This is a genomic window from Prochlorococcus sp. MIT 1341 (genome assembly GCF_034092415.1).
GTDB lineage: Bacteria > Cyanobacteriota > Cyanobacteriia > PCC-6307 > Cyanobiaceae > AG-363-P08.
Genome location: NZ_CP139304.1, coordinates 670,623 through 690,457 on the forward strand (window position 1 = coordinate 670,623; position 19,835 = coordinate 690,457).

19 protein-coding genes and 1 pseudogene are annotated in these 19,835 nt (G+C 34.0%); 16 read left to right on the plus strand and 4 right to left on the minus strand.

Annotation, left to right across the window (positions count from 1 at the left end):
* The first annotated feature begins 37 nt into the window (after window positions 1-37).
* The 7 genes from SOI84_RS03445 to SOI84_RS03475 all read left to right on the plus strand — a co-directional run bounded on the left by SOI84_RS03445 (window position 38) and on the right by SOI84_RS03475 (window position 7,184).
* Complete coding sequence (locus tag SOI84_RS03445; protein ID WP_320675013.1) at window positions 38-1,051, plus strand: glycosyltransferase family 2 protein; 1,014 nt, start codon at window positions 38-40, stop codon at window positions 1,049-1,051.
* 631 nt (window positions 1,052-1,682) lie between these two features.
* Window positions 1,683-2,471: a hypothetical protein gene (locus SOI84_RS03450; RefSeq protein ID WP_320675015.1), complete on the plus strand. Its 789-nt coding sequence runs from the start codon at window positions 1,683-1,685 to the stop codon at window positions 2,469-2,471.
* Entirely contained in the window at window positions 2,462-3,082 is a 621-nt protein-coding gene (locus SOI84_RS03455; RefSeq protein WP_320675016.1) for a hypothetical protein, read from the plus strand. The genes SOI84_RS03450 and SOI84_RS03455 overlap by 10 nt, the downstream gene beginning before the upstream one ends.
* A gap of 6 nt (window positions 3,083-3,088) precedes the next feature.
* A complete protein-coding gene (locus SOI84_RS03460) occupies window positions 3,089-4,225 on the plus strand; it encodes a glycosyltransferase (RefSeq protein WP_320675017.1) in 1,137 nt (378 codons plus the stop codon).
* A gap of 6 nt (window positions 4,226-4,231) precedes the next feature.
* The gene (locus SOI84_RS03465) at window positions 4,232-5,341 is read left to right on the plus strand and encodes a glycosyltransferase (RefSeq protein ID WP_320675018.1); all 1,110 of its coding nucleotides are present in this window, start codon (window positions 4,232-4,234) and stop codon (window positions 5,339-5,341) included.
* 305 nt (window positions 5,342-5,646) lie between these two features.
* Window positions 5,647-6,432: a hypothetical protein gene (locus SOI84_RS03470; RefSeq protein ID WP_320675019.1), complete on the plus strand. Its 786-nt coding sequence runs from the start codon at window positions 5,647-5,649 to the stop codon at window positions 6,430-6,432.
* Window positions 6,433-6,434: 2 nt separating this feature from the next.
* Window positions 6,435-7,184, plus strand: coding sequence for an acylneuraminate cytidylyltransferase family protein (locus tag SOI84_RS03475; protein WP_320675020.1), 750 nt, complete (start codon window positions 6,435-6,437; stop codon window positions 7,182-7,184).
* 45 nt (window positions 7,185-7,229) lie between these two features.
* Here SOI84_RS03475 and SOI84_RS03480 read toward each other — a convergent pair whose 3' ends face one another.
* Together SOI84_RS03480 and SOI84_RS03485 are read right to left on the minus strand one after the other, a co-directional pair.
* On the minus strand, window positions 7,230-7,682 hold the full coding sequence (locus tag SOI84_RS03480) for a VOC family protein (RefSeq protein WP_320675021.1): 453 nt from the start codon (window positions 7,680-7,682) through the stop codon (window positions 7,230-7,232).
* 52 nt (window positions 7,683-7,734) lie between these two features.
* The gene (locus SOI84_RS03485) at window positions 7,735-9,111 is read right to left on the minus strand and encodes an aspartate aminotransferase family protein (RefSeq protein ID WP_320675022.1); all 1,377 of its coding nucleotides are present in this window, start codon (window positions 9,109-9,111) and stop codon (window positions 7,735-7,737) included.
* Between the two features lie 472 nt (window positions 9,112-9,583).
* On the opposite strand from SOI84_RS03485, the gene SOI84_RS03490 reads away from it, so the two are divergent.
* From SOI84_RS03490 to SOI84_RS03500, 3 genes are read left to right on the plus strand one after another with little or no spacing between them, the layout of a single operon-like run.
* Entirely contained in the window at window positions 9,584-11,440 is a 1,857-nt protein-coding gene (locus SOI84_RS03490) for a carbamoyltransferase (protein WP_320675023.1), read from the plus strand.
* A 2-nt stretch (window positions 11,441-11,442) separates the two neighbouring features.
* Window positions 11,443-11,835, plus strand: a complete 393-nt coding sequence (locus tag SOI84_RS03495) for an SxtJ family membrane protein (RefSeq protein WP_320675024.1) — start codon at window positions 11,443-11,445, stop codon at window positions 11,833-11,835.
* Window positions 11,836-11,838: 3 nt separating this feature from the next.
* The gene (locus tag SOI84_RS03500) at window positions 11,839-12,000 is read left to right on the plus strand and encodes a DUF5989 family protein (protein ID WP_320675025.1); all 162 of its coding nucleotides are present in this window, start codon (window positions 11,839-11,841) and stop codon (window positions 11,998-12,000) included.
* A gap of 93 nt (window positions 12,001-12,093) precedes the next feature.
* Here SOI84_RS03500 and SOI84_RS03505 read toward each other — a convergent pair whose 3' ends face one another.
* Window positions 12,094-13,326 carry a hypothetical protein gene (locus SOI84_RS03505; RefSeq protein ID WP_320675026.1) on the minus strand — a complete coding sequence of 411 codons (1,233 nt, stop codon included), beginning with the start codon at window positions 13,324-13,326 and terminating at the stop codon, window positions 12,094-12,096.
* A 318-nt stretch (window positions 13,327-13,644) separates the two neighbouring features.
* On the opposite strand from SOI84_RS03505, the gene SOI84_RS03510 reads away from it, so the two are divergent.
* Together SOI84_RS03510 and SOI84_RS03515 are read left to right on the plus strand one after the other, a co-directional pair.
* Complete coding sequence (locus tag SOI84_RS03510; RefSeq protein ID WP_320675027.1) at window positions 13,645-13,962, plus strand: hypothetical protein; 318 nt, start codon at window positions 13,645-13,647, stop codon at window positions 13,960-13,962.
* Window positions 13,963-14,254: 292 nt separating this feature from the next.
* Entirely contained in the window at window positions 14,255-14,638 is a 384-nt protein-coding gene (locus SOI84_RS03515; protein ID WP_320675028.1) for a hypothetical protein, read from the plus strand.
* Window positions 14,639-14,845: 207 nt separating this feature from the next.
* Here the strand turns inward: SOI84_RS03515 and SOI84_RS03520 are convergent, their stop codons facing one another.
* The gene (locus SOI84_RS03520) at window positions 14,846-15,733 is read right to left on the minus strand and encodes a Gfo/Idh/MocA family oxidoreductase (RefSeq protein WP_320675029.1); all 888 of its coding nucleotides are present in this window, start codon (window positions 15,731-15,733) and stop codon (window positions 14,846-14,848) included.
* 890 nt (window positions 15,734-16,623) lie between these two features.
* On the opposite strand from SOI84_RS03520, the gene SOI84_RS03525 reads away from it, so the two are divergent.
* The 4 genes and pseudogenes from SOI84_RS03525 to SOI84_RS10000 all read left to right on the plus strand — a co-directional run.
* The gene (locus SOI84_RS03525) at window positions 16,624-17,634 is read left to right on the plus strand and encodes a hypothetical protein (RefSeq protein WP_320675030.1); all 1,011 of its coding nucleotides are present in this window, start codon (window positions 16,624-16,626) and stop codon (window positions 17,632-17,634) included.
* 68 nt (window positions 17,635-17,702) lie between these two features.
* Window positions 17,703-19,286 (plus strand): HAD-IIIC family phosphatase, encoded by a 1,584-nt coding sequence (locus tag SOI84_RS03530; protein WP_320675031.1) that lies wholly within the window; start codon window positions 17,703-17,705, stop codon window positions 19,284-19,286.
* Window positions 19,259-19,528, plus strand: a complete 270-nt coding sequence (locus tag SOI84_RS03535; RefSeq protein ID WP_320675032.1) for an acyl carrier protein — start codon at window positions 19,259-19,261, stop codon at window positions 19,526-19,528. The genes SOI84_RS03530 and SOI84_RS03535 overlap by 28 nt, the downstream gene beginning before the upstream one ends.
* Before the next feature lie 43 nt (window positions 19,529-19,571).
* Window positions 19,572-19,829: pseudogene (locus tag SOI84_RS10000) on the plus strand (MaoC/PaaZ C-terminal domain-containing protein); the annotation flags it as partial.
* Between the last annotated feature and the right edge of the window lie 6 nt (window positions 19,830-19,835).

The window sequence follows — 19,835 nt, forward strand, 5'->3', positions numbered from 1 at the left end:
AACTTCTTAAAAAAATATATATTGTAAGCCTCTAATTATGAATTACAGCCCTAAGATATCAATTATAACTCCTACATGGAATCGTTGCCATTTAATCGGTCGGGTTTACAATTGCTTGCAGGAGCAAACGTATAAAAATTTTGAATGGATAGTTGGAGATGATGGATCTGATGATGAAACGGAAATTATGGTTCAAAAAATTGCCTCCTCATCTCCCTTTCCTATCTATTATTTGCGTTCCAGTCTTCACATAGGAAAACCAAAGATTGACAATAGTGCTCTCTCCATTTGCACTGGTGAATTCATCCTTTGGTGCGATTCTGATGATATTTTACTTCCTAATGCATTGGAGAATCTAGTATCTGAGTGGTCAAACCTTCCTCCTGAGTCGATGAATAGCTTTATTGGGGTGGCTGCCCTATATAAGACAAAAAGCTCGGTCTTGAATAAACAAATTACAAAAGGAATTAACTTTCAGTGTAAGTTGATTGACCTAGAGTTTAAGCACCTAATTGAAGAAGATATGCTATTGTTTTTCAAGTCTACATATTTAAAGTCTAATAGGTTTCCAGAAGAAGATTTAATAGTCCCAGAGTCCTCACTTTGGTCAAAATTCTACAATCAGAATATATTAGTTATCACTGATGTACTTGGCATAAAAGAATACAATTCTGTTGATTCAGTTTCCTTTCATAATAAAATAAAGTATGCAAGAGGACATGCATTCTGTTTATCAATTACGACTCCATTTCATTCTAAATACCTTACATTCTTACAAATCCTTGGAAGGACAATTAAATTTATCAGGTATTCATTCCATGGTGATTTAACCAACAAACAGGCTTCTACTATGTGGGGGTCAGTTTGTCCAAGATTCTATTATATACTTTGTCATGTACCTGCCTTTCTACTTGTCATGTATGACGTTCTCCGTAAAAAAGTTGAGAGGACTCATTTAGAGTATTTAAAGAATTCAATAAATACATATATTTCCTATGAAAAATATATGCCTTCTATTGATCCTAATTCAGATATAAATCAGTTAAAATGAAATTAACACTGATTGCTCGGAATAACATTAACAAGATCCTTTCTTTTTTTGGATATAAGTTGATTCGAAACAACCCATTTTATTCCTCAAAGAGTCCTTTTGATCTCTTCTCTCTTCTCCTTAATTCATTCTTATATGAGACCGATCAAAAAACAGTTTCTATCTTGATTGCAGATATCAAACCAAACGCATATAGTCTTATGTTTCATCAAACTGATTTTTCCAAAATCAATATTGAGTTATTTGTGATCTCGCCAGGGACATCATCTGAATTAACTAAAGGTTCCTATTTAGGGCCAATTAGTATTGCTGCTTCTAACACTCCTCTCTTTAAAAGAGATATAATTAAAAAAAAGTTATCTGACACAAAGAGACAACCCTTAGATTCTATTGGCTTAGTCTTAAAGGCTAACAAGCTTAACTCTGACGTCCTATTTATTGGCAAGGATCTTAAAGAGTATCACTTTCTTATAAATCTTTTTAAATCAAAGGTATATCCATGTATTATAGTCATAAATTACTCAATGCATACGAGATCGGGCTCTAAAGAATTAGCATTCCTGCTTTTGGATAATGGATATAGATTTTCGTATAGCAATTCCTATATTTACTGCAGAAGGTATTTCTGATCATGAGTATAGAATTGATCCTCTCTGAGTTTGGCCCATCTCGATTGAATGCAGGTGGGGCTGATCTATCAGCATTAAGCCGGCTAAATCCAACTCTTGATTCATTTAAGAAGATATTCCCTGATGCAAAAGTTACTCTTTATACAGATCAAGTAATCAAGCTTGATCCATCGATAAAGGTTGTAAAGGTTAATCCTCACTTCAAGAAATCTGGTCCACGTTATGGATGGAGAGCTAACGACTATTATTGTATATATGGGTTACTGAATTCGAACGAGGAATATGCTATTAGCATGGATGCTGACATGTTGATTGTTTCCCCTAAATTTTCTGCTATAGCTGAACTAGCGAAAGTATTTGGGCTCGCACTACCACTTAATCCAAGACTTATGCTCCTTGTTGATGGAACAATTGGTGCAGATTCAACATACAGAATTCAAGATGACATTACATTAGGTACTTCACTTGCATATAATATGAGTCCTATCGCATTTAGTACTAGACATTCAAAAGCACGTTTAGTTCTAGAGGAATATCTACTTCGTATCACTAATAATCCAGGGAGAGGTCCTGTACACATGGCGGAATCAATACTTGGAGTAGGGTACCAACCCTGTGTTCTACCACCACAGTGGTGTGTATGTACACCAAAAGATCTCAATAGCAAACACATATGGAATGAAGCTATTTGTCTACATATAGGTCATTCTGATGTATATAGAATATGGAGACTTAAAAAATTTATTAAGGCATTAAAGCAAAAAATAATAGAAAGGATAAAATGGCAATAGATTTCCTATCAAATAAAAAGGTACTGCTTTTATTTTCTCATTGTGATGATGAACTAATTTGTGGGTGGCCAATACTCCAGGAGTCGAATATTGAAAAAGACCTCTTAATTGCATCATCGGATCGAAACAATAAATTAAGGTCTTGGTGTCAACATCGTAAATTTGTAACCCAAGACATTTGCCAAAGACTTGGTATAGGTTGTCGCATTTTAGATCATCCATCTGAGTTTTATTTGGCAAATACTCGAGACGGATCACTATCGAGATTCGAAGTTGAAATAATATCCACAATTTCTTCAATGGATTACGATGTAATATTCACCCATAACCCTTTTGGTGAATATGGTCACTTAGATCATAGATTACTATTTCAGCTTATTCATAGATGTTGCAATACTCCCATTCTAATATCAGATATTACTTATAAAACTAATTGGTCATCATATGTTCCTTCATCTCCAAGATATTATAAAACATTCTACCACAACGAAATAGCTAATTGCAGTCTCAACCTAGATTTCTATCAAGAGATTGAATTGTTCTATCGCTCTCATAATGTATGGACCTGGTCCCAAGAACCTACTTCATCTGCCTCGCTATATCTGATTTAGCAATCTATGAATAAGTTAGCAATTCTTATACCTACACTTGACGTTGGTGGCGCAGAAAAAGTAGTTATAAAGCTGGCAAATGGATTACCAGATTTTGGTTGGGAAGTAGATTTATTGTGCATGAAGGGTGGAACATTATCTCCTTTAATATTACCTTATGTAAAAGTAATTGAATTTAACTGTAATTCCTATCGTTCGTTACTATATCAGTATAGTTTATATCTCAAAAAAAGAAAGCCGGATATAGTTTTATCTACACTTTACATGACGTCTATAATAATAATTTTAGGAAAGATTATCACACGCCAGAAGCATGTAGTTGTATTAGGCGCACATAACTCATTTGTCAAGAAGCTAACCACGCCACATAATCACAAAGACCGCCTAATCCTTGAGCCTATGGCAAAGTTTTTATTTCCACGTGCTACATGCATGATAAGTGTTTCAAAGGGCCTTACAAAAGAAATGTATGAGACATTTAAGTTTAAGAGTGGTTTTATTGAAACAATTTACAATCCGGTACTTACATCAACCAATATCAAACCAATCAAGGAAGATTCATATCATAAATGGCTGGAAAATAGTAATCCAAAAGGATATAAGACTATAATTAGTGTTGGGCGTCTTGTTAAGCAGAAAGCATATGATGATCTTCTGAATGCTTTTTCAATCGCCAGTGCGCAAAAAGATTTAAGACTGGTGATTATAGGATCAGGTCCTAATTTATCTTCACTTAAAGATCTCGCTAAAGAGTTATGTATTAGTCATCTCGTTGACTTTGTTGGCTATAAGCCTAATCCTATGGACTATGTATGCAAAGCAGATTTGTTTGTATGTTCATCCCTCTGGGAAGGGTTGCAAAATGTTATCATTGAATCACTGGCTTCAGGATGCCCAGTGGTTTCTACAGATTGTCCTCATGGCCCAAGAGAGATTTTAGTTTCTAAGGAATTTGGGCTACTAGCACCAGTATCCAATCCACCTGAACTTGCTATTTCAATACTATCTGCTCTTAATATATATAAAAAAGATACTTTTCAAACACCTTCTCTAGAATCTCACCTAACTAAATTCACAACAGATACTGTATTGCCACGTTATTCAGGGCTTTTCTACGACCTTTTGTCAAAAGAAAAGGTTTGACTGTCAATGAAAAAAAAATTTTCAAGGTCGACAAATATCCTTTTAGTTACAAAAGATCTAAGTGACTGTTTTATAGGTGGTCGAGAGAGACTGTCACAAACTTATCGGTCCTTATTGCATAAATTGTTTCCTGAAAGCCTATTAATATTTTGTCCATATCCCTATTCAGTAAACGCCTTTGCTAGATATATTTATTCCATTGTGGGGATGTTAGATGGTCTTACTCCATCGAGAATATTTTCCATAATTACTTTGGTAAAGAAAAATAATATTGAACTAGTTTTTATTGACGGTTCAAATTATGGGTTAATAGCACTTGTCCTACGGCTTTATTGTCCTAATGTTCATATTACTAGTTTATTCCATAATGTAGAATCACGATTTTTCTGGGGTTCATTTCTTAGAAAGAAAACTCTCAAAGCCTTAGGTATAATATTATCAAATTACATAGCTGAATTCTTTTGTATATGGTGTAGCCATACTTCAATAACATTGACTTCACATGACCAAAAGAAACTTAAATTTCTATACCAAAAAGAGTCTTCTGAAGTTGTACCTTTGGTTATCGATGATTCTAGAAGCGTGGAGGAAGTTAACAAAGAAATAATTCCTATTGAACCTTATCTGCTTTTTGTTGGGGGACCATTTTATGCGAATATTCAAGGTGTAGAATGGTATATCAAAAATGTTTCGGAGAAGGCCCCTCTATCACTTTATATAGTGGGCAATGGTTTCGAACTATATAGTGGCTTATTTGCCAACCATAAGAACGTAAAGTTTGTTGGCTCGGTGAGGTCCTTGTCTCCCTGGTATAATTCAGCATCTGCTGTAATAGCACCAATATTTGATGGATCCGGAATGAAAACAAAGGTAGCCGAAGCACTTCAGTATGGCAAGGCAATTATTGGAACTAAAGAGGCTTTCACCGGATACACTTTACCGGATCACAAAGGTATCTTTGAATGCATTTCGGGATCAGACTTTATACAAGCTATTAACACAATACATGATTACCCACCACCCAGGTTTGACATCTCCCTTCGTTCCATATATGAAGCATATTATTCATATGAAGCAGGATATAAAAAACTATATAGTGTTCTTAACCTAGAGTGATTATTAAAAAGAATTTGGAGTTTTATTATTCCAATTAGTAAAATTTAGAGGCGTTTTTTTTTAACCTATCGGAAAAGAAGAATTCAGAATAAAAAATATTTGTTAACTAAAAAGAGCTCTCTTGTTTAGGATAAATTGAAAGTATTTTTAATTAGAAAATTAATCTAAATTCTTGATTCATTCTCGATAGCGTATGAATATAGAATCCAAGCCGACATAGCAAAAGTATCTTTCATATTTAAATGAACTCAAAATAGCCTTATAAGCTAAACCTGGCCTATAATATAGTATATGTTTTTGCATCCGTGGAACAGGTCTTTAGTTATGGTTCAGCCAACTCTGAAAAACTTAGACATTCATTTAATGAATTCTCAGTAATACAGATAAATAATATTTTTCCCGATCAATTTTGCAAGGAGGTTGTGGACCATATTGAGGATAATGAATCAAAGATAATTGAACAATATAAGAATGATAAAAGAGGTTTAGTAGTTGAAGAAGTCAACAAAGCTAGGTATATAAAATATTTTGATAAGCCACTAACATATAATTTTAATCTATTTAAGGGGTTTATCTCTTCGAAAATACTTAAATTAAGTTCAGACTTACTAGGGGAAGAGGTATACCTGAATGCTTTTGAATTACATTCACGTTATGCACATGCATCAGAAATACCGGCTCATCAGGATAATGCTTATTTTGGGCTAAAGTCTGCTAAGTCAATCACATTCTACATTTCACTAAATGAGCAATATGGAAATAAAGGAGGCCTAATATATTATAAAATTCCAATATCAACAACCATGGAGCATTCAGCAAGTGAAAAGCCTGGCTTTTCATTAACTATAAAAAATAAATCAGATTATGAGAAATTAGACCTCTTTAACCCTCAATTGGGAGCAGGTGATTGTACTATTCACCACTCCACAAGTATCCATTTTGCAAAACAAGTCCCCAGAAATGCTGGTCGGGTTCTTGTAGTTAGACTTTCGTTTCATGCCATAATGGATTCTGTTAAAGATGGCCACAGTGAATGGTACCGAAAAATGGTGGAATTAAATAGAAACAAGCTTCACAAAAGCTCCTTTTAATAATGGGTAAAAAAGAAATGTCGAGCTCTAAGTCTCATTCAACTATCGATTTAGATATAGCAATTATAGTTCCTGCAAGAGGAGGATCTAAAGGTATTCCTGGTAAAAATCTAATAAGTTTAAACGGAAAGCCTCTAGTAGATTATACATTAGAGTTTGCATCAAATCTAAAGCATGACACATTCTTATCTAGTGATGATGAGGCTATATTAGATCGAGCTGAAATATACAATGCAAAAAAAATTAGACGCCCTCACGATCTAGCTATGGATAATTCTAGTATAATTGGTTGTCTAATCCACGCTTCTAATTATATAAACTCTAACTTAAAGAAATATGATTCAATTGTAATGTTGCAACCAACATATCCCATAAGAAATCTTAAAGAGGTGCGGTTAGCGATAAAAAGATTTCAATCAAATAGAATGGAAACATTAGTTGCAATTAATAAGATGAGAGAGGATCCATCTGAGTGCATCAAATTAAACCAAGACATGAGGAATTGGTCATATATTGAGGAAAAGCCAAATGATTTTTGTGCTGTGTCGAGCAATAGGCAAGAGTACGAAAGTAGAAATTATTTTATTAGCGGTAACTTTTATATCACCAATATAGAAACGCTAATTAGATATAAGCGGATAATGCACGATCAAACTGAGTTTTACATTACTAATGAAAGGTACCCTGTAGATATTGACTGCTTTGAAGACCTTGCGTTTGCGGAAGCAAGAATTAAAAGTCTAGAGAATTAGGAGGACTAAAATTCGAACCCATTTTAGGAAAACGATTCTTCAGTATTAGCCTTGTAATTCAACAAGCTCTAGAAGAATATTCTCTGGCCCTATTGAATACACTACTCGTGCAGCTCCATCTGGAGAAGTCATTGGCATATTAAAAGGCTTGCAATTATATTTTTGCAAATTCTTAATTAATAAATCTATATTAGAAGTTTGCAATGCTACATGGGTAAAGCCGTGTCGATATACTATCAAGTTTTCTCTTTCAGATTGAGGCTTATGCTGGTGACTATTAAAATGCAAAAGTTCTAACACCATTCCATTTTTATCCTTGAGCTTACATGTCTGAACTTCCACATTGTTCAGGTCCATCATGTTATCCATAAAGCTGCCTGTCTCCAATGCTTCTTTCATTATTTCAAAGCCAACACAGTTAATCCAAAAATCCTTTGAAGCGTTTAAATCTTCAACTACTAGACCAACGTGTCTGATAAAAGTGGTAACAACTGCCATCTGTTAGTGATTTATTTGTTTATAAAATATTTTAGCACCAAACGAATCAATACTACTGGCTGCAGGAAATAATTGCTTCTTCAATTACTTTAATTCCTTCCAACAATGCCTCCTTTGAAATGCACAATGGCGGGCCTATCTTTATTGATTCTCGTCCTGTATTCACTAATAACAACCCTAATCGTAATGAATGGTAGCAAATATCTGTTGCTAATTGAGTTAAGTTGTTACCATTAGAATCTCTAAAGATTATTGCTGCAACTAAGCCTTTGCCTTGAACATGGCTAATAATATTAGAATGATTTGCCTGTATTCTCTGTAATTCATGATGAAGAATGATACCTAACTCTTCTGAGTTTTTAATTAACTCTTTCTCTAAAATAAATTTAAAGTTTGCATGAGCTGCGCTACAGCAAATAGGGTTTGCCGAATGTGTCGAACTCATAGAACCTTTGGGGGATAGGTCCATCACTTGCTTCGACCCAAGTACTATTGACAATGGAAGACTTGATGAGGAGCCTTTACCACAACATAGAATATCCGCTTTTACGTCATAATGTTGATAACCAAATAATTTACCAGTTCTGCCAAAGCCTGCTTGCATTTCATCAAAGCATAAAAGCAAATCATGTTCGTCACAAAACTCACGGACTACTTGTACATACTCTTTCGGATAGAAGCAGGCTCCCCAACCTTGATATGCTTCTAACATAAAACCACATATGTCTTCTTTAGGATTTAAATTTTCTCTAGCGATAAGATTATTTAGAGAATCTTGAATAAATTCTCTTGGGTCAATACCTTCTAGTTGCCATTCATAGGGAAAGGGGAGGAAATGAATGTTTGGATCTTTAAATCCTATCCAATTCTTCTGTGATTCATTAGAGTTCATCAATTGTGCCCCCATCGTTCTTCCGTGGTAGTTACCCTCTATACATATAATTCCCGGCCTTTTTTTATTCCTAGATTGAGCATGCAAACGCATCAGTTTCAATGCAGCCTCTGTAGCTTCCGTACCCGCTGACAATAAAAATGCTTTTTCAAACTCTTCTGGAGTATTTTGAATTAAAAAATTCAAATAATTAATGCGCTCTGAAGTGGCATAGGTATAACTATGTAAAAGTGATTTTTTAGCTGTTTTTTTAATAGCTTTTATAATTTGTTTGTTGGCATGTCCCGCATTGGTTAGAAATATAGTACTAGTAAAATCTATCCATTTATTTCCATGTCTATCCTGAACATAACAATCGTATGCTTTATCCCAAATCATGGGATATTGTCCATGCATAGATTGGCTTTCATTGGAAAATAAATTCTCCAAGTCTTCAATATCCCTCTTATTGGGTATTTCAGTTGAAATAGTTCTATGCTTTGTCTTTAATTTTGTACTACCTAAGAAAAACCTTTTCATTGGTAATGAAAGTTTCAAACTTTAATCTTACATCTTCGTGGGCCCGAGCTTAAATACTGAAACTTAAAGTTTGGTGACCGCTATTAAAATCGTCGTGGAGCAAGACTTAGCTAAACGATAAGATTAAAATATTCAAACTTATTAGCTTTGGATTTTATTTACATATAAAGATTTTCCTAAAAATAACTCTTAGCTACTGTTATTCTTTTTCTATGGCTATAAGCGATTGGCAAAGTAGCACTATTGTTGCCATCCTGATTAGCGTTCCCAAGGCAGATAGATAAGGTGCTTCAGGCTTTAGATCTTTATGAATAAAGTTCTATATAGTTGAAAGCTTCGAGATGAGGACTAATCTCTCAATATCGAGGTTGGTCATATTGACCTGAGGGGAAGCAAAACAAATTTAAACACTCATATCAAGATTTAGAAAGAGATTTGAGGATCCAGTAAAATGTAATTCAGAACCAAATTCAAACAATCGTTTCTGGAATTGACTAATCACATACTTGGAATTTCCTGTTTTTATCACGATAGTGCCGCTGCTTTGCTACGCGATGGAGAGATTGTTTCAGCGGTCCAGGAAGAACGATTTTCTAGAAAGAAACACGATTCTGGTTTCCCAAAAAATGCAATTCAGTACTGCCTTGCGTCTCAGAATATTGACTTTAGAGATATTAAATCGGTTATCTACTACGAGAAACCACTTCTTACGTTTGAACGTTTATTAGAGACATATCTAGGGGCTGCGCCAAGAGGAGGACGTTCATTCATTGCAGCAATGCAAGTTTGGTTAAAAGAAAAACTCTTTTTAAAGTCAGAGCTCACAAAAAAATGTAAACTCTTACAACAAGAATTGGTTAATGGGGTTGAGCCCATCATGCCAGAATTGCTTTTTTCTGAGCATCACCAATCACATGCTGCAGCAGCTTTTTTCCCGAGCCCCTTCGAAGAATCAGTTGTACTTTGCATGGACGGAGTAGGAGAATGGGCAACAGCTTCTGCTTGGATTGGGAGCAATAACGAAATTAAACCTCTTTGGGAAATCAGCTTTCCACATTCTCTAGGGCTTCTCTACTCAGCATTTACATATTACTGCGGATTTAAAGTTAATTCTGGCGAATATAAATTAATGGGCCTAGCGCCCTATGGGGAAGCAAAGTATGTAAAAGAGATAAAGAATAATCTGATTGATATTAAAGAAGATGGCACATTCAGACTAGACATAAGTTACTTTAAATATCATCGTGGATTCCGAATGACAAGTCGGAAATTTCATAAACTTTTTGGATCGCCACCTAGAAAGAGTGAAGGCGATCTGTCGCAGTTTCATATGGATTTAGCAGCATCAATTCAGGTCGTGACAGAAGAAGTTGTCCTCAAGCTTGCAAGATCTCTAAAAAAAGAAACTGGTATTAAGAATCTATGTCTTGCGGGTGGAGTAGCCCTTAATTGTGTTGCGAATGGAAAGTTAATTCAAGAAAAGGTATTTGAGAACGTTTGGATTCAACCCGCTAGTGGTGATGCGGGCTCTGCATTAGGTGCAGCACTTATAGGGTGGTATCAACACATGAAACAACCAAGAATCATAGATCCAAATGACTCAATGAAGGGAACCTATCTTGGTTGTGAGTTTACGAATGAAGAAATCATTCGTTATTTAAAGGAAATCAATGCTACGTTTGAGGAGCTAGAAGATGAAGAGCTTTTTGACAAACTTGCTACAAGCCTAGATGAAGGCAAAGTTATTGGTTGGTTTAATGGTGCTATGGAATTTGGACCTAGGGCGTTAGGTGGAAGATCAATTATTGGCGATCCACGTAACCAAAAAATGCAAAGTGTTATGAATTTGAAGATCAAATATAGAGAGAGTTTCCGGCCTTTTGCACCATCAGTCCTGGAAGAGGAGGTGGCTAATGTATTTGAGCTAAATATAAAAAGTCCCTATATGTTATTAGTTGCCCCTGTCAAGAAAGAACTCTGCAAAGAAATGACAAAAGAGCAAAATAATCTTTTTGGAATTGAAAAATTAAACATCCCAAAATCATCACTTCCAGCAATTACTCATGTTGACTATTCCGCAAGAGTTCAAACCGTGAATAGAAAAACTAATCCTCGTTACTATCAATTGATTAATGCATTTAAACGGAAAACAGGTTGTCCAACAATTGTAAACACTTCATTCAATGTAAGGGGTGAGCCAATTGTTTGTACTCCACAAGATGCCTATCGTTGTTTCATGAGAACAGAGATGGATATACTAGTGCTCCAAAACCAGATACTCCTCAAGGATAATCAACCAAAGATAGAAAGAGATGAAACCTGGAAACAAGAATTTGAATTAGATTGACGATGCAACATTCTATTTCTACAAAAAAGCTTCGTGAATTTGGCATCTTAATAGGATTGGCATTTCCAATTTTTATAGGATGGATTCTGCCCACAATTGGTGGGCATTCATTTAGGGCTTGGACTTTATTGATAGGCATTCCCGCATTGATCCTTGGGTTACTAAAACCAAGCCTACTGAATACACCATACAAAGGCTGGATGGCACTAGGGCATGCCCTAGGTTGGGTTAATAGTCGAATAATTCTTGGCATAGTTTTTCTTGCCGTACTACAACCTATTGCTTTCGCTATGCGATTATTAGGGTATGATCCGTTAAGAAAAAAAATCAATAATGAGTACTCTTATCGAGAGGTCAGAAAGAATCATAAAATTGATTTAACTCGGATCTTTTAAACCATGGAAGCATTATTGGAGTTGCTAAAAGATATATGGGAACTCTTAAGAGTCCGTAAGAAGTACTGGTTGGCTCCATTGATTATCACAATAGTTTTAATGGGTGCTCTTATTTTATTTACCCAAAGTTCTGTTGTTGCTCCACTTATCTATACAATATTTTAGGCATTATGTACAATAGAGATTAAAAGCACAAAAGAATATTATTTTTAGAAATAGGTTGGGGACTGATAGTTGTCGAAAAGAAGAGGATATAGTTCAGTTAATCAACTTATTAATTTTTAGAATGCGGAATATTTCATGAGCAATTATCTTATTCCCGACTTCATTTACGTGCATAAAATCTAAATAGATCTCTTTATTGGCTTCTACTTTTTCTAAATTAGGGTTAAGTTCTCTATTAGCAAATACTCCTCCAATATCATAGGAAGTTATATTTAATGACTTGAGTTCTTGGTGTCTTTTTCGAAAAACAGAATCGCCGGTTCTCATGTAAAGTTGGGTAAAACAAGGTATCATCTCAGAGGGAGTTGTCTGAGAAAGTTTCTTCTCATAATTGGTAAGTTCAGCCAGAGTGACAGAAAACAAATGGGGTTGTAATAGATGAATGAAATAGGCTTTTTTATCAGTTGTGAAATTTCTTGCATAAATCAAATCTTCCTTAAGTTGATCAAAGGACCGATTTGCCCTTTCATTTAATTGTCTAGCATCAGGCTCGTTATAAATAAGGCATTGTTTATTTTTTTTGGGTTTGATTAACTTTAAAAACTTGTAAGTATTGAGATTCGAGAGATTTTTTTTGAATGTAACCAATCTTCTTTGACTTGTATTACTTCCTATTATTGTTCCCTTAGGGTTGCCGTTCGCGACACCTTGCCAAATATTATTACCTCCATCGTAATAAACTACAATATCATTCTCCCCAATGTTTTCCTGTTTCAAGAAATTATTTTGTTGAGAGGTAACTACTGTTGTAAAACCTCGATTCTCTACTTTGATCTTTTCACGAACTGTATTATTGACTATTCTCTGCAAATAAGAAGCAATAGTAAGATTGTTTGGGACTTCAGAATTCTGTGCTGTCGATCCTCCATAAATAAATATTCTTTTGTTAAACTCTTTCGGGGCATTAGTTGTTATTCTCCAACCATTTAGAATGGTCTTCCCACGACAATTTGGAGTATTTCCCATCGTTAAAGAAATGCCTTGACCTCGATGGCTAATTCCACTAAAGCATTCTGGGTGCTGATCTGACCACTCTTCCTTGATAAACCAATCAAAATAGTTTGATCCTAAATAGGGCAATGGTTGGGAAAGGCGGAATTGCTTATGAGAATGATAACGAAAGCCTTTATGTGATTTTGTATTTATTGCGTTTACTTCTGGCGATACATTTACTAAGTGTAGAAAAAGTAATGAGAAACTCTCAGTCAAAATTATCCCTCCTAGGACACCTCCACAAATTAAAAAAATATTTTTGCGAAGACTCATGAATGATAAATAAGAAAGGGTTGATTGATTTGCTTTTTATGGAAAGATTTGTGCTTGCTACTAATCCATATTATTGCATATAGATCATAGGGAAAGGAATTTATTATAATTAGACCATGAGCTTCAATATAGTGACTGGTGCGACATACTGAATCATTTTCAACATGTCCCTTATGAGAGGAGAAAGGTACTTTTTCAGCTTCAAGTCCTTAGTTGCTTAAAACCCTTTTGAGAACATAAGATTAAAACATAGCAAAGTATTTACACAAAGTCAAAAAACGAGTTATGTTTACTAGGTACATTAACCTTTAACTAGCAATGCTAAGCAAGCAAGAGAAAAATGCCATAACAAGAGGAATCTTGCTAGTAATTGGATGGGGATGGGGTTTAGATAGATTTTATGAAGGTGACAAAAAAGGAGGAATCCTTTCAATCATTGGATGGGGCATAATTTGTACAAGTTTTTTCTATATGAAGTGTTCAGGAGTTGAATACGTGGACGGAGTTAAGAACTATTCAAACTACAGTCCTAATCCACTAATAATTCTACCGTTGATCGCTGGATTATACGGAGCTTATTTAATTATCAGAAAAGCTTTCAAACTAGCAAAACAATTTGAAAATGCAGACGCTTAATCAGGAATAATCAAAACATATGAATCTATACTCCTCAAACAATAAATCATCTTAACGTTGTCTAATAGACTAATCAAAGTTATTTAACGAGGATAGGGAAAGCTATTACTAGAACTCTACTTTCTAGAGTCAAAATACTATCGCCAAATTAAGAAAATCAGAATAATAAAGCTTGGAGGTAAATGAATAACCTACAATAATTGAATGATCTATCATTTGATACTTCATGAAAAGCAAATGAAAGCGGAAGATAAATAGCTAGTATAGATGTCAATGGAACTTTTTCAAATCAATGAAGGTAATTCTGAGCAAAATAATTTATTTTGGACTTTTAGTCTATTTAATTGCTCTTTGCCCTCAAAAGATATATGCTCTACAACACGAGTGGGTTGAAGTTCCTAAAAGTCAATTTGGCAGGCAACTATGGGACAAAAAAAGTATCAAGGACAACGAAGATAGCTCTATAGAAGTTTATAGTAGATTTATCCCAAAAAATAAAGCTAGCATAACAAAAGATATACTTTACACAATGAATATTAATTGTGATGAAAAAACATTCAAAGATGTTGCGATAGGCAGAAGGGGCTTTAACGGGGATTTGCAATGGAAAGATCCAAATGGCGACAAATTAATTATGGGTGTGATAAATCAGGTTTGTGCTTTTAAAGGGAGATAAAGGATTAGATAATTCTTGGGATAGTATTAAATGTAATTGAAAAATATCACATTCATATTTAGGGATTAATGTAAATACGGATAAAAAGTTGATAGATTTCTTCGAATTTTTTAGCGACGTATATTCAATATTTTTCATTGAGCTAATAGGCGTTCCAAAACAACGATTCAGTAATTTAAAAATGAAAGATTGTGCTAAAAATAATTTTCAACTGTCAACAAATTGTCTATTGTCAATCCCTAATAGTGAACTTATTTTATCACAAGCCTTCAAATATTTATAGGCATTACTAATACTTACTCTTTTATCTTGCCAGGTTCCATCTCTTTTCTGAATGTAATCGAATAGCATTGGTCTTAGGCCACCTCCTTCTATTTTTTGTTTATTGGAAATGCGTTTATTCTCAGTTACTGTTTGGTGGTCAAGATTTACAAAGTAAATTTTTTCTCCATAGAATTCAAATATCCTTTTTCTTTCTTTACAGTTTCTACTAATATTAATTTCAAGTTCTATTTCTTTGTTAATGATTAGACATTTAAAATTATCCTCAGTATGAAATACGTCCTTAATGTTATTATACTCATGGTATGAACCAATAACCTCGTCAATAATTCCAATGATATGTGGCAAAATATCCAAGTGATAACTTATCTTTTGATTTAAATCAGACCTAGAAATATCTGCCCATTTTACAACTATTTTATAAGGCTTTATTTTTTGTATTGTTAAAAATCGAATAATGTTCATGAATCTATGAACCTGTGCTGAGTAACAATTAGTTAGATCTCCAGATGTCTGGAGGATTTTAATTTTCTCCAATGAGGTAACAAATGGCTTTTCAACTAGACATTCACAAAAGCTAGTTTTTCGAATTTCTTTAATATCTTCAAAATGCCTCATTGGGCTTGATGTGATATAGCACTTATCATTATTGTTTAATTCTTCGATGCTCTCAATTATATTAAAACCATCTGAAAGTGCTTTTTTGGAATTTGTTGCTGAAATGATAAAGATTAGATTACGATCAAGTAAATCTGATGCTGCTTTTGCAGCTCTAGAACCCCAGTTTCCATAACCGATAATAACAAATCTCATTGAACAACCATCCGTGGTAGAAACATTCGGCTCATTATTACTACTGAGGACTATTTCTAATTAGTGAAACATAGAGGGTTTCCATCATCTTGGAAAATTGAAACATCCATGAGAACCTATTAGAACAATTATACCCATAAATCTTTAAATCATACTAGCACCTTATCGAAACGACTTAATACCTTCTGGGTAAAGAAAGCTAGGATTCTCAAATCGTCTGTTAAAGGTTGAGTTCAATCCAATTTTCAATATCTTTATGCACCCAAACCAGATTGTTTCGACATTCGGAATCTGCATTGGTAATTAACTTTCAAGAATCTTACTGTAAATGTCGCATAAGACAACTACAGTTTTAATTTCTAGTCCTAGCTTGAGAAAGAAGCCGTCTTTGAGTTCTGACTTTAATTAGTTTAAAAAAAATAAACGAGTATCGAATTTCATCTCGTAATGTATGGGATCAAATTCCTTTGGAGAAATAGGAAAAGGACCATCACTGCTAAAAAGAAGTTTGTCAATATGCTGTCTTTACTAAGAAGTCGCTTTTGAATTTGCTTGACTATTAATGGGTGAACTACAAAGAAAGTGTGTGTGGGGGGGGGTGGAGGGAGGTAGATCCTGCTCGGAGTAGAAACACAGTAACAATGGGTCTAAATCGGAAACTACCCTTGGACGGTTTTCTTGGTCTTACATGCTGAGAAGATTCCAAGAACTTGCTTCAATAATCCTCTGCGATGGCTTATAAGTACTTGTCAAATGATGAATATGACTAATGGCTAAAAGGGCTTGTTCTAGATCTAGCTATAGTTAGCTACCATAGATTATCAATTGAAGATTCACAACTACTTCATTACTAATGTCTATAATTCTAGTAAAAATATAAAACGATTTTCATGGAGCATCAGATTAAAGCTAGTCAAGATAAACATATGGCTTTGGCGCTGTGGAAAAAAGGTGGCAGCAAAAGATCCTTGTGGTGCTCATTAAGCAAAGAAGATTATCTAGGAATTGTTGACCTATCTATTGTTGAGACAATAAACAAAATACCTGTTTCCGCAATTAGTTTAATTAAAAGGTCATATCTACATAAAGGTAGAAAAGTAATCATTTATGCTATGCATAGAATGATAGCATATAAAGACTCACAAAATCTCTTGTTTAAGGTTCTTGCTTCAATTTGCTGCAATAAAAAGGATACCTTTATAGCAACAACAGCAAACAAAGAGGGAACTTCTATATACAAGATGATTGGCTTTATTGAAGGGGAACCTAATGTTTACCTTCATACATATATACTGAATCCAATTTATTTACCTATTTTACTGGTATTTTCATCGTGGACAAAAATACATAGAATATTACTTCAAATTACTAAAACTTGGATCCCAAAGCTATACAAAAAGAATTATAGTGATAGGATAAGAAAAAATCTCCAAAATCACATTCACTTAAGAAGTATCTGCAATTTGTCAGAAGATTACGATACTAAAATCGACTGGAATTGCACAACTTTGTTAAAATATTTAGACTCACTAATTAGAGTTTTTAGATTAGATTTATACAGATTTAGTAATGATTCCGGGAAGATTTTTAGTATTCTTATTACCACTCGGTTTAATCATATATGGCGTTCATGCTCGATAGCAGATACGACATGTAATAGCATTGAGTTCCTGAAAGCCCTTGAGAAAGCAAAAAACTATTTAATTTTTAGTTGTCTAAGAAATGCCGCCCTAAGGTTATATGTGCGTTCTTCTACATCAACGCCGCCACTTAAGAATGGTAGTTTTATCCATGTAAAAAAACAGGTCTCATCAACTCTTATACTAAATGGCAAAGGATATTTTGTTAAGATTTCAGATCAGGACAAGCTGTCATCACTGCATGGAGATAGCTTCTTATAATGTTTAACCATATATCTGTACAACATAGTTACAACGTTGATGGATTACCTAAAATCTTATCTAGAGAATTGAGTCAAAATGGTTTAGAAAATATTCAAATACACCTCGGAGAATACGATTCTTTTGCCGAGAGTGCAATTCTTTATAAAAATACATTGGACCAGTTACCAGTAACATTTCTGCTCTTTACGTTAGAGGATATAGCGAGAATAACAGGAACCTCTGAGCTGAATTTCAAAGAATCCTTAGAAAAGATACTTTCTTACATAGAAAATATCGTTCCTATAATTTCTCAAAACTCAAGAGATTTATTTATTTTAGAGCCCGTTAGTGTTTTTGAAAGGAAAGATTTTTCGAGTGTTAGTCGTTCATTTGAAATTCAGGCTCATTTAAATTCCTACCTTATTGGCCTTCAGGATGAATATACTAATTTAAAATTTGCGCCAGTATCAAATGAATTATTAGTTGCAAGAGATCCAAGGTTTTATTATTATGGTTCGATGCCTTTTGGTCCAAAAACAAGCCAACTGATATCTAAATGCATATATAATATAATAATAAACCACATTAAACCTAAGGCTAAAGTTATTGTCTTTGATCTAGACAACACGATTTGGGGAGGAGTTATTGGTGAGGATGGTATAGAGGGTATTCAAGTCGGGGATACTTTTCCTGGAAATATATTTAGAGATATTCAAACTACTCTTAAAAGGCTCAATAACTACGGAGTGTTATTGGTTGCCATCAGTAAAAATACAATCGAAGATGCAAAACTCGGACTTCGCCATCCACTAGGAATTATAAAAGAGAAAGATTTGCTAGCACTTTCTGCTTCATGGGAAGCTAAACATGAATCCCTTACCTCGATATTAACAGATAATAATCTCTCCCAGAATGGATTATACTTTTTAGATGATTCAGAAATAGAAAGAGAAGAAATGGCTCTTTCTAAGATTAATATCACAATACTTAATCAAGAATCTTCCCCAGTTAATTTATTACAGTCTCTACAGAATCTAGAATCTAATCTTCACCATTCAATTACTAATGAAGATATTATCCGTTCAGATAGTTATTTAAGCTTAAAGGAGGCAAATACGACACGTAAAAATTTCTCTTCTAAAGAGGATTTTCTAGCATCATTACAGCTTCGACTTCTACCAAGACTCCTAACATCTAATAATATTCAACGGGCATATCAACTAATAAATAGAACAAATCAATTCAATTTAACCAGGCTTATTCTCTCGTTAAATGAATTAGAACAAAGGATGCACTCTAATGACTACACATATATATTATTTACATTGATTGACCGTTACACAAATCATGGGGAAGTAGGGTTGATAGGTCTTCACCTAGACAAGTACAGAATTCATATAGATCATTTCCTTCTAAGTTGTAGAGTGTTGGGTCGAGGTATAGAGAATTCTATGTTTAATTACATAATAAGATTAGGCAAGGAGCTTTCCTATGAAAATTTAAACTCATATTATGAGGTCAATAAGAATTCAGAACCAGCGTCAAACTTTTATTCTGAAGCAGGTATGAATCTGATTGGCAATTCATTACAAAGGATTGAGTTTAATGCTAATATAAAAGAATATAAGGAAGAGGCTCCAAAATGGATACGAATGGAAAACATTCATTAGATATAAAAAGTCTTCTCATGGATGTTTCATATGCACTAAATATTGACCAAGCAAAACTTAGTATTGATTCAACTTCAGTTGACTACGAAGAATGGGATTCTATGGGAACCATAAGCCTCATTGCTCACATTGAAGATAAGTATAATTGTAAGTTTGACTTAATGGAAATGCCTCTTTTTAACAATGTCAAGTCAATTTTTGAACTACTAGAGAAGAAAGGACTAGATATTAAACCCTTATGAAAAATACGATCAAATCAATCTCACTCTACTTTTAATATATATTTTGGGAAAAAATACTCAAAATCCAAGGACGAAGTATTTTACTACTCATGATCAAGAACTCTTTGCTAAGTTTTCTGGCGATTACAATCCAATACACCTATCACAATTAGATGCTAGGAGAACAATTTCAGGAGAATGTATTGTCCACGGTATAAATAGTATGCTTTGGAGTTTAGAGAACCTTTTTAGAGATATTTTAGTAACGATTGAATCTATTAAAGTAACATTTTTAAAGCCAATCTTTATTAATCAGGAAGTGGTTTAT